1 protein-coding gene is annotated in these 212 nt (G+C 57.1%); it reads right to left on the bottom strand.

The features are described 5' to 3' along the window. Positions 1-212 (bottom strand): condensation domain-containing protein (locus V6D42_RS20305; RefSeq protein WP_333514387.1); only part of this gene is annotated, 212 nt, incomplete at both ends.

The following is a 212-nucleotide window of genomic DNA, read 5'->3' as shown; positions in this document are numbered from 1 at the left end:
ATAGGTGACCCGACGATGATGTCTTCCTGTCCGCTTAAGCGCGACAATAACGCTGTGTAAGCTGCCAGGAGCACCATGTACAGGGTGCTTCCGTTCTCGCGTGCGAGCTTGTGAAGCCCGGCTGTGAGTTCTTGATCAAGCGTAAATGAAACTTGATCACCCGCGAAGCTTCGCACCGGCGGCCGGGCGTAATCAGCCGGCAGGTCCAGTAC

Origin of the sequence: Bacillus sp. 0909A, from assembly GCF_036765115.1 — a bacterium.
Lineage (GTDB): Bacteria > Bacillota > Bacilli > Bacillales > Bacillaceae > Bacillus > Bacillus mojavensis.
The sequence above is the reverse complement of the archived record's forward strand: the minus strand, read 5'-3'. Positions and strand labels throughout refer to the sequence as shown.